At 41.9% G+C, this 10116-nt stretch carries 9 protein-coding genes; 5 read left to right on the top strand and 4 right to left on the bottom strand.

Translation table 11 applies throughout. The features are described from left to right. Positions 1 to 275 precede the first annotated feature (275 nt). Positions 276 to 2387, bottom strand: coding sequence for a bifunctional arginine dihydrolase/ornithine cyclodeaminase (gene argZ, locus AC2JBO_RS38745; RefSeq protein WP_496958954.1), 2112 nt, complete (start codon positions 2385 to 2387; stop codon positions 276 to 278). Between the two features lie 306 nt (positions 2388 to 2693). Here argZ and AC2JBO_RS38740 point away from each other — a divergent pair, with 306 nt between their 5' ends. Then, positions 2694 to 3758 (top strand): spore photoproduct lyase family protein, encoded by a 1065-nt coding sequence (locus AC2JBO_RS38740; RefSeq protein WP_496958953.1) that lies wholly within the window; start codon positions 2694 to 2696, stop codon positions 3756 to 3758. Positions 3759 to 3802: 44 nt separating this feature from the next. On the opposite strand, the gene AC2JBO_RS38735 is transcribed toward AC2JBO_RS38740, so the two are convergent. Then, complete coding sequence (locus tag AC2JBO_RS38735) at positions 3803 to 4897, bottom strand: nucleotidyltransferase domain-containing protein (RefSeq protein ID WP_496958952.1); 1095 nt, start codon at positions 4895 to 4897, stop codon at positions 3803 to 3805. A gap of 329 nt (positions 4898 to 5226) precedes the next feature. Here AC2JBO_RS38735 and rplU point away from each other — a divergent pair, with 329 nt between their 5' ends. Together rplU and rpmA are read left to right on the top strand one after the other, a co-directional pair. Then, positions 5227 to 5670: a 50S ribosomal protein L21 gene (rplU, locus tag AC2JBO_RS38730; protein ID WP_496958951.1), complete on the top strand. Its 444-nt coding sequence runs from the start codon at positions 5227 to 5229 to the stop codon at positions 5668 to 5670. 62 nt (positions 5671 to 5732) lie between these two features. Beyond that, positions 5733 to 5996 carry a 50S ribosomal protein L27 gene (rpmA, locus tag AC2JBO_RS38725; RefSeq protein ID WP_496958950.1) on the top strand — a complete coding sequence of 88 codons (264 nt, stop codon included), beginning with the start codon at positions 5733 to 5735 and terminating at the stop codon, positions 5994 to 5996. Positions 5997 to 6118: 122 nt separating this feature from the next. On the opposite strand, the gene AC2JBO_RS38720 is transcribed toward rpmA, so the two are convergent. Beyond that, positions 6119 to 6547 (bottom strand): hypothetical protein, encoded by a 429-nt coding sequence (locus tag AC2JBO_RS38720; RefSeq protein WP_496958949.1) that lies wholly within the window; start codon positions 6545 to 6547, stop codon positions 6119 to 6121. A gap of 273 nt (positions 6548 to 6820) precedes the next feature. Between AC2JBO_RS38720 and cruF the strand changes: the two genes are divergently transcribed. Both cruF and cruG read left to right on the top strand, forming a co-directional pair. After that, positions 6821 to 7720, top strand: coding sequence for a gamma-carotene 1'-hydroxylase CruF (gene cruF / locus AC2JBO_RS38715; protein ID WP_496958955.1), 900 nt, complete (start codon positions 6821 to 6823; stop codon positions 7718 to 7720). Positions 7721 to 7808: 88 nt separating this feature from the next. Further along, the gene (cruG, locus tag AC2JBO_RS38710; RefSeq protein ID WP_496958948.1) at positions 7809 to 9026 is read left to right on the top strand and encodes a 2'-O-glycosyltransferase CruG; all 1218 of its coding nucleotides are present in this window, start codon (positions 7809 to 7811) and stop codon (positions 9024 to 9026) included. On the opposite strand, the gene rnhA is transcribed toward cruG, so the two are convergent. After that, complete coding sequence (rnhA, locus tag AC2JBO_RS38705) at positions 9005 to 9910, bottom strand: ribonuclease HI (protein ID WP_496958947.1); 906 nt, start codon at positions 9908 to 9910, stop codon at positions 9005 to 9007. The two genes, cruG and rnhA, sit on opposite strands and share 22 nt — an antisense overlap. Positions 9911 to 10116: the final 206 nt, after the last annotated feature.

Genomic DNA, 10116 nt, shown 5'->3' with positions numbered 1-10116 from the left:
CTACATTCGCGGTTCAGGACGTAAAATCGTGATGCTGAGGGGTCAGACCTACTATTCGCCAGCGGTATCCGTAAAAGTTGTCGGGAATCTAGTTCAGACCTAAACTGATGAAAAACTTGTTGGTTAGACATTACAGCAGTTTTAAACCCAATTTTTTCGGCTTTGTCAAGCGCTTAAGTGTATAGTTCAAAAAAAACTTCCTTGAGTATACAAAGGCTAGCGGTGCCTGCCCAACCTACGATTTTAAGGGCAGGCAGGATGCCTACGGGGTTATTTTATCTGGCTTTGGTTATGTAGGGGCTGGTTAGTTTGTCGAGTTGTTGTATTAACAAACTTAGGAATAACCCTACGTCTGTAACTACACCAACAGACTCTATTGAACCTCTGTCACTAAGTTTGGTTACGACTGCGGGGTTAATATCTACACAAACCATTTTGACTCCCGCAGGTGTCATGTTACCTACACCTATGGAGTGCAACATTGAAGAAAGCATCAAAATCATGTCGGCGCCGCGAATATGTTCTGTATACTCAGCTTGTGCTTTAACCAAATCCATTTGAGTATCAGGAAGAGGGCCATCATCACGAATGGAACCAGCAAGTACGAAAGGTACGTTATTTTTAACGCACTCGTACATAATTCCACCTTTAATAATTCCTGCTTCTACGGCTTTAGCAATACTACCATGACGGCGAATTGTATTTATGGCTTTAAGGTGGTGGCGATGTCCTCCTCTGACAGAAACACCCCGTTTCATATCGACACCTAATGATGTTCCCATCATTGACTGTTCAATATCATGAACAGCGATAGCATTACCCCCTAGCAATGCTTGTACATACCCTTCACGAATTAAACGCGATAAATGTTCACCACCACCAGTATGAATTACCACTGGGCCTGCGGTGACAACTACTTTACCACCTGCATCACGAATTTTACGTAGTTCCCAAGCTACCTGTTCTACAACTAATTCTACACGGCGTTCGCTAGAAACACCCGACGACATAAAGCTGAATTCTTCAGCATTACGTTTCTCGCGCGATTCGGTTTTACGAATAGTGCGGATACCTAAAACATCAACAACCACTTCTTCGCCAACTTCTAAATCGCGTAACAATTTACACTTAGCAACTAGACCTTGAGGTGTTCTTCTAATTGCAATGGCACCATCCATACGTTGGTTTTGCACTTGCACCCACTCACCACTAACGCGCACTTCGGTTGGGTATATAGTTGTAACGTAGAAATCATCTGGCGCCACACTGTTTTGCTCAACAGGTTCAAGTTTAGCATCGCGTTCATCTTGGGGTAAATCTACAGCACCCAAATCAATTAAGTGCGAAAGAATACTTTCCATGACTTCGTGGGAAGGTGCAGAAACTCTGACTTCTGCTGCCGAAGTACTTTGACGCTGTTCGCCCAAGTTAAAGTTTAATACCTGGAAGCTACCACCATTATCGATAATTAAATCAAGCGCACGGTTAATTAAACCAGAGTCAAGTAAATGTCCTTCAAGTTTGAGTATACGACTTTCAACGTACACACTCGCATGAACTTCGTCGCGAACAGGTTCGGTGGTGCGTAATGTCAAACACTTAGCGGCGCCACCTGCTTTCAAAAATTCTGTTAATGGGGTTTCAAGTATTTGGAAACCAACTTCTTGTAGTCGTGCTTTTAAGCTATCAGAAGCTTTATTCATCACGACAATATGGTCAATGTTAACTGCGTTACAAGCAAAGTTAACCGCGTCAGCTTCTTCTAGGACAATGCGTTTTTCTGCTGCTACACGCATTTCAATCAGGCGGTTGGAATATGAGTCAAAAGCGCCTGGATAATAAAGTAAATACCCGTTAGCTAAAGGACAAAAACAGGTATCAAGATGATAAAATCTATCATCAATCAGACGTAAAGACAACACCTCAATATCAAGCCACTTTGCGAGAAAAGGGTGTGAGTCTAACTCAGAACGAAAACCATAACCAGCCCAAAGCCAGCGTCCTTCTCGGTCTAGAAGTGCATCACCGGCGCCTTCAAAAGGTAAATCTTTGGGAAGTTCGTAGACAGTATAACCATTTTGTTCAAACCAAGCTTTGAAAAATGGTTCTTCACCCTGACGCTCTTTATGTAAAAAGCGGCTTAAAACAACATTTTGACCTAGTACTAAGCCAGCATTGGCGGTAAAAACCATATCAGGAACACCTTTTTCAGGTTTCACCAAATCCACAATTGCGTGTTCCTTGAGTATGTGGTGTAAACCCGACCATTGCTCAACAGCCTTATCGCGCGAAGACTTGTGGATGTTTCCCTCCATCCAAGGGTTAATCACATAGTCCACATCATAGTGGTCAGGAGCGCACATCAAAAACTTAATCCGAGAAGTCATAAAAATTACCAGCGTTTAGATGCCTAGAACGTGTATTATATAGACCTGCAAGCGCTATCGTACCTAAAATAGTAAAAAACGTCTGCTTTTTAATTTTTATTAAATCAGATGTAAGGCGGTTGCAAACAGAAAATCATATATAGGACAGGCAGGGATGCCTGTTCCACAAGAAACTACTACATCTAATTGGGTGAAATCCGGTATGCTGGTTAATTAGGGCAGGCATTATTATAAGAGTTATAGAGATATTGACGAGATATGGCAACGCTTCAACTATAAAGATATTTTCTACAACTCAATATAATTATGATGCTCGCAGACAAAGTTAGTATTTCTAGCACTCAACCACGTCCAGCGCGCGTTTGGATGCCAGAACGAGTAGTGTTTACACCCGCAGCACTTGATGAACCGTGGGGACAGAAGATTAAGCAGCGTATAGAATCACTCTCATTACCTATTGAAGAATTACCTCGTAACCGTCTTACTGGTTTACGCGGTGAAACTGAGCGCGAGACTTATGATATTTCTAAGCGTACTCTTGCTCTAGTGACGGCGCCTCCAAGTCAGTTTAAGCTTAGTCCTATTCCACCTTCTGCTGACTGGCAGTTTCATTTAGCTGAGGGTTGTCCAGCACACTGTCAATATTGTTACTTAGCTGGCAGTTTAAGCGGTCCACCAGTTATTAGAGCATACGCTAACTTACCACAAATCTTAGATAATTTAGCAAAATACGAGCAACCTGGAAAGGCTACTAGTTATGAAGTTAGCTGTTATACAGACCCTCTTGGTATTGATCATTTAACAGGTAGTTTAGCTGAGTGCATTCGTTATTTTGGTACTCGCGAAGATGGGTATTTACGTTGGGTCTCGAAGTTTGATGCTGTGGAACCACTTTTAGATTTACCGCATAATGGACATACTCGCTGTAGGGTAAGTGTAAATGCGGCGCCTATTTCTGGTAAGTTTGAAGGTGGTACTGCGTCTGTTGCATCTCGGTTGATGGGACTACAGAAGTTAGCATTGGCGAAGTATCCTGTTGGGTTAGTAGTGGCGCCAATTATGCCGATGGAAGATTGGGAAATGCACTACAGTAATTTGTTTGACCAAATTAGCGAAGCTTTAGATTTTGATTGTGATTTAACCTTCGAGCTAATATCGCACCGCTTTACACCTGGTTCCAAAGAAGTCTTACAAACTTGGTATCCACACTCGAAGTTAGATATGGATGAAGAAAAGCGCAGCGTTAAGCGTAATAAGTTTGGCGGCACCAAGTACGTGTACGATAACGACATCATGAAGACATTACGCCGCTTCTTTGAGGGTGAAATTGGGCGCCGTTTCCCTAACGCCAAAATCTTATATTGGACTTAAGTCGTGAATTATTAAATCCCCGTCCATTATGCGACGGGGTATTTTCAATTCCAACCTTGTATTTCTACCAATTCAATACACAATTGATTAATTTGCTCTAAATCAGGTCGATGTTGTAAAGTCGATACTTGATAAACTTTATCCATTTCTTCAACTAAATCCTCTGCCATTTTCATCACTTCTTCGTAAGAATATTTTCCTTGCAGAATTGCTCTTAATTCCTCAACGTCACCTGCTTCTCGACGATCTACAACAATTTGTCCTGTACGTAAAATTTCTAGTCCACTACGTAATAAACGTATACAGTGCATACCATGTTTGAGATCAAAACCAGATTTGCGCTCCATTTCTGCGCGCACGGGATTACGATTTTCTTGCCAAGATAAGTAAGCTTTCCATTCGCGTAAAGCAACTTGATAACTTTGGCTTCTTTGTAGTAGTCTGATAAAGTCTTTACGGCTATTTGTTAGTTTTTGAGTGGTTAAGAGCGTGTCATCGGGTAAAGTGTATTGCTTCAAAACACCCTTGAAGTCGATGTCGGCTGTTAGTAGCTTATATAGTTGCTCTGATTCTTCTAAAAACTCTATCTTACCGCGAATTATTAAATACAAGTATTCTAAAAATGCGTTGAGTTCCTCTTTCGAGAGTGGTTCTTCGCTTTCAATGTTAAAGTCACTAGGTAACGGTTTACTTTTGGGTGGGTTTAGTAACCACTTGCGGTGACTTTCCATTTTCTTGATTTGAGCAAATGCGTATCCTGAATAAGTATGCTTGACTTTCTTACTCAAGAATAACTTGCGTTGATTAATTAAATGCTGCCCTACGGATGTCAATACTGGGTATTCTTTCATCCACAGTAATTCTAACACGTTGGGATTGGCGCCTGATAATAGCTGGATTATTTTCCGCAACTCATAAATAACAGTATCTTTGTTTCCATCTAAAAACGGATAAATACCAGGTTCTGTATCCCAACCGTTTTCCTTTTGCTCAAAAGTGTTAAACCCTAGATAATATTCTTTCGGTGCAATAAATACACCTCGATAATCATAATCAGAATCAGGACGGTTTAAACCATAACCGTGACTTCCTGCTAACCCAATAAATATAGTACGCCTTTCAACTTCTATACGTTGCATATTACATAAACTACGCTATACCACACTTTGATTGTAATAAAAAAAATCTGAGCAAGCGTAAAAGCTGCTCAGAAGGTTTGGTGCTGTTCTGTGTCATTTATAAATACAGCCCTAATTAGAACAATTACGCGAACTACTGGAAAATAATCTTTTATGCATTGGAAAATCTCAAAAAATATTAATTGACATTGCGTAGTGGACAAAATATCATGGAAATTTGTCTGTCTAATTCCCGCTCGGAACAGGTGGACACAGAACAAAGGCTGGCTAAGTAAGTCAACAAGTTGATTAATGTCAGCTACCTGTACGGCAATAAATAGGACAATTCTATGACCTACGCAATTATTGAAACTGGCGGCAAGCAAGTGCGTGTAGAGCCAGGTCGTTTCTACGACATTGAACTGCTGAGTGTTGAACCTGAGCAAAAAGTTAGTATTGACGCGGTTTTATTGGTACAGCACGACGGTACTGTGACTGTAGGACAACCAACAGTTGATGGTGCGGTAGTCGAAGGAACTGTGATGCGACACTTCCGCGACCGCAAAGTCCTTGTGTATAAGATGAAGCCCAAGAAGAAAACCCGTAAAAAACGTGGTCACCGTCAGGAAGTTACTCGTCTGATGATTGATTCAATTAAAATGAACGGGTCAGTATTGGGGTCAGCAACAACTTCAACCGAAGAAACAGCTTCAACTGAACAAACAGCTTCAACTGAAGAAACAACTTCAACTGAAGAAACAACTTCAACTCAAGTTGAGGCGCCTGCTGAATAATATTATGTAGCGCGCGACTGCCTAACAAAGCGAGAAATAGAGAAGATAAACGAGAGGACATTATGGCTAGTAAGAAAGGTACAGGTAGTACGCGGAACGGACGCGACTCAAATGCCCAGCGGCTTGGTGTAAAACGCTATGGTGGTCAAACCGTGCGCGCGGGTAATATTTTAGTTCGTCAACGCGGTACAAAATTTCACCCTGGCAACAATGTAGGTATCGGTAGCGATGATACATTATTTGCCTTAATTGACGGTGTTGTTGCATTCGAGAGAAAGGGCAAAACCCGCAAAAAAGTCAGCATTTATCCCGCTGCTGCCTGCTAAATAAGTTCTGAGTAGAAAGTGGTGAGTGCTAAGTATTAGTTATAACTTTAAACTCAGCACTCATCACTCATCACTCAGCACTCAGCACTCATCACTCATCACTCAGCACTCAGCACTCCTAACTAAAAAAACCTATTAAGAGCTACACCCATTGCTATACCACTGAAAGCAACACAGTATAAAATTCCAAGGGTATCTAAGTAACGAAACCCAGCGGATTGAAAATCAATCCGTGCCAAAATTGTCGCACATGCAATTAATAAGGAGTCAAGAAATAACTTAAACCAGGCAATCATTAAGAATAATGAAAATGCACCCAAAACAGTAATGGCAAAGGTACGTGAGTTAGATTTAAAAAATAAATTAGTATAACGGTTCATCTGTGGCCAGGGAGTTGCCAAGGCGCCAACTATTACAGTAATGACGGCAATAACTGCAACCCATAGGATAGGCGGTATACGTTCTTCTGACATTACCCAACCTAAACAGCAATAAGTTAGTAAGGCTAAGGTTAAGGAAAGCCACGGTATTCTTTTGATGATTGACATCATAACTGATATTCCACCGATTTGGGCTACTCTTCAATTATCGACCCTAACAAAGTGATATTTACAGGCTAATTGGTTAGATAAGTACTGTGTAAAGCTAGATACAAACTTCTGAAGTGAGAATCTAGGATGTGAATGTGAAGCACGCGCTTTGCAGTGGCGCCAATTTGCAAATATAGTAGAGAAATTTCTAGTAAAGTAGTTAAATATTTTCTTAAACATTTGTAAACTGTTAGCAGCTAAGTAACCGCGAGTTACATCTTGTTAAGGAATATGATGAAACAGCTTGTTATCGCCGAGCGCGTATGTTTAACGGGTCATATACTGGCTAAGGCTTTTGGACTAGCAGGAATATTGCTAGTTATACCCCATGCCGAGAAGATATTGAATTTTGGCGAAGTTGGGCAGACAGCTATGCAACTGAGCATGGCAAATGGTGGTGTCGTCGATATTATTCTAGGTACGATAGCTGTCTCAATCTATGCCTTTAGAACTTTGGGATGGCAAACTTGGCTCTCATTCATGCTACCGTCAGTATTGATATCGGTTAGTAGTGAATTATTGGGAACAGGTACTGGGTTTCCTTTTGGTGACTATCATTACCTAAATGGTTTAGGATACAAAATTGCGGAACTTGTACCTTTTACAATTCCCTTGTCTTGGTTCTATGTTGGATTATCAGCCTATCTTATTGCCCGCGCGGGGTTAGGGGTTGCAAAAAATCCAACTATTCTGCGTCAAGTCGGCGCCGTCGTATTAGGAGCAGTGCTGTTTACTAGTTGGGATTTTGCGCTCGAACCAGCTATGAGCCAAACATCGCTGCCTTTTTGGTTCTGGGATCAAGCTGGAGCATTTTATGGAACTCCCTACCAGAATTATGCCGGTTGGTTCGGCACTAGTACAGTATTTATGGCTGTAGCAGCACTTTTGTGGCGTAATAATCCCGTAAAATTAGAGTCGAAACAACTCAACGTACCAATGATAGTGTACTTGAGTAACTTTGTATTTGCGGCTGGACTCAGTTTAGGTGCAGGGTTTATCGTTCCCGTATCATTAGGCTTATGTACAGGAGTTATCCCAGCGTTAGCACTGTGGTGGAAAGCAGTCAAGCTTCCCATGTCTCAAGCTACAACCGAAGTTACCAAACCCGTTCCAGTCGAAGCTGGCGCCAAGTAAAAATAGACTCATAAGGTGCGTGACGCCACCAGATGATTTCTTCGTTTAAGAATTGTTGTAGCGTCACGCACCATACCCCAACTTGTCAATGCCCAATTTTTTATCAGTAGTGAGTTCTTTTGCGCTGCTACTGCTTCTAATTCAATTACCCGCAGTTGCTATTCTACTGTCACGTTTATTCAAAGGTCTTCGTCGTCACCCTCCCCTGGCGCCGCAAAAACCGACTCTTGATATTTTAGGTAGTGTTAGTGTGGTTGTTCCTACGCTTAACGAAGCTGAACGTATTAACCCGCTGCTTACTGGTTTAAGTCGGCAAAGTTATGAGCTTCGAGAAGTTATTGTTGTTGATAGTAACTCTCATGATGGTACACAAGAACTAGTTAAAGCCAAGCAAAAACAAGACCCTCGATTTCATTTGATGACAGATGACCCTTTACCTCAAGGTTGGGTCGGTCGTCCGTGGGCATTACACAGTGGTTTCAAGCAAACCTCTACAGCGAGTGAATGGTTTTTGGGTATGGATGCTGATACAGAACCGCATCCAGGTTTGATTGCGAGTTTAGTTCAAACAGCTACTGCTCTTGAATACGATTTAATTTCGCTGTCACCACAATTTATTCTTAAATATCCTGGTGAGTGTTGGTTGCAACCAGCATTATTAATGACATTACTTTATCGCTTTGATCCTGCTGGGATCAATGCCTTGCAGCCAGAGCGAGTCATGGCAAATGGACAGTGCTTTTTGTGTCGGCGTGCAGTCCTAGAGGCAGTCAGTGGTTATACGAGTGCAAGTAGTTCTTTTTGTGACGATGTGACTTTAGCCCGAAACATTGCTGCCTCCGGATTCAAAGTTGGTTTTTTAGACGGCGCCAAAGTCTTAAAAGTGCGAATGTATGAAGGTGCCGTTGAGACATGGAAAGAATGGGGTCGTAGTTTAGACTTGAAAGACGCTTCAAAATTAGCCCAAACATGGGGTGATATTTGGTTACTCGCTTCGGTTCAGGGTTTGCCTATTGTCATCATTTCTTTACTTTTAGTTTTGATATCCAACACAGCTTTATTTGAGTTGCTAAGAAATAACCTTCCAATTACTTTATTACTAGGGTTGAACTTATTTTTGGTAGCGATAAGGTTTGGAATGTTGTTTGCAATTGTACCCTCATACGACCGCAGTCAAGCAAAAGGGGGATGGTTATTTTGGTTATCACCTTTTGCCGACCCCGGCGCGGTGTTACGAATCATTCTATCCGCATTGCAAAAGCCGAAAAAATGGCGAGGAAGAAGTTACTCGGCACTTTCTTCTTGAATTTTGTCTCCCCGTTCAAGTTCCCAAAGGATTTGATTACCTTCTCTACGGACACGGGAGACAATCCAATTTCGCCAGCGCCATTGATCCCCGCGACTGGTGACAGCGCTGGCATGGACATCCATTAAATCAGCTAGCTCAGAACTGGTTATTAAATAACCTTTTTCCGCAATTTCATCGGCGATACGAAGGGTATCAACGAGGTTGCGAAGTTGTGTTACCCGCATTTCACGAGGAATATCTTCGTTAGTATGGTTGCTCGCAGAGGCGATAGAAGCATCTATCATGGTGTTATCAACGACAATATCGACATCATTAGTCTTTTCGTTAATTATGGTCGAGTTTGCCTTTATTTCAGAAGCATTTGTTACACTTAACTTAGTTTTTACTGCTTCATTAGTATTTGCCATATCTTGGCTTTGCTTTAATGCTGGGGCTTTTCCAGCCGCAAAAGCTCGTGCGATAGCATCACACCTTTCGTTACCAATATTACCAGCATGACCTCGAACATGTTCCCATCTAACCTTACGACTATTGAGTTCGTCAAGAATTTCTAGTAAATCTTGGTTTTGAACTGGTTTCCCGTCAGCTTTCTTCCATCCCTTCTTCTTCCAGCTTTTAACCCACTTGGTGACGCAATTGATTAAATACTCACTATCGGTGTAAAGAGTAATAGGGTAGCTTTGTCCTGACGCTTCCATATATTGCAGTGCTGCGATGGCAGCTTGCATCTCCATCCTATTATTCGTAGTTTGACGGCAACCGTCTCCAAGTTCATGAACCGAACCATCATCAAAATAAACTACAACACCCCAACCACCCGGCCCGGGATTTCCAGTACAGGCGCCGTCTGTGTATATACTCTCAATTGTTAGTGAAGCCATAGTTAATAGAATATTTCGTACTGTAGTTTTGATCCCCCCACTACCACCCGCGTCGAAGGAGGGAACAGGAAAAAATATTATCCTTCCACTTCACACCTATTTACTAAACACATATTTCTTTACATTCAACAGTGTAGTGGTCTGTGTCATTAATTTCGGGGCGTTGGCGCCTGACGTGATGATATGGTAGGGTGTGTGACGCTACG

Source organism: Calothrix sp. CBUCES-K 9914, assembly GCF_059640475.1.
The sequence above is the reverse complement of the archived record's forward strand: the minus strand, read 5'-3'. Positions and strand labels throughout refer to the sequence as shown.

What these genes read in the sequence shown, in the direction of transcription:
- argZ (WP_496958954.1), bottom strand. Translation starts at nt 2,387, where the DNA reads ATGACTTCTCGGATTAAGTTTTTGATGTGCGCTCCTGACCACTATGAT.
- AC2JBO_RS38740 (WP_496958953.1), top strand. Translation starts at nt 2,694, where the DNA reads ATGATGCTCGCAGACAAAGTTAGTATTTCTAGCACTCAACCACGTCCA.
- AC2JBO_RS38735 (WP_496958952.1), bottom strand. Translation starts at nt 4,897, where the DNA reads ATGCAACGTATAGAAGTTGAAAGGCGTACTATATTTATTGGGTTAGCA.
- rplU (WP_496958951.1), top strand. Translation starts at nt 5,227, where the DNA reads ATGACCTACGCAATTATTGAAACTGGCGGCAAGCAAGTGCGTGTAGAG.
- rpmA (WP_496958950.1), top strand. Translation starts at nt 5,733, where the DNA reads ATGGCTAGTAAGAAAGGTACAGGTAGTACGCGGAACGGACGCGACTCA.
- AC2JBO_RS38720 (WP_496958949.1), bottom strand. Translation starts at nt 6,547, where the DNA reads ATGATGTCAATCATCAAAAGAATACCGTGGCTTTCCTTAACCTTAGCC.
- cruF (WP_496958955.1), top strand. Translation starts at nt 6,821, where the DNA reads ATGAAACAGCTTGTTATCGCCGAGCGCGTATGTTTAACGGGTCATATA.
- cruG (WP_496958948.1), top strand. Translation starts at nt 7,809, where the DNA reads ATGCCCAATTTTTTATCAGTAGTGAGTTCTTTTGCGCTGCTACTGCTT.
- rnhA (WP_496958947.1), bottom strand. Translation starts at nt 9,910, where the DNA reads ATGGCTTCACTAACAATTGAGAGTATATACACAGACGGCGCCTGTACT.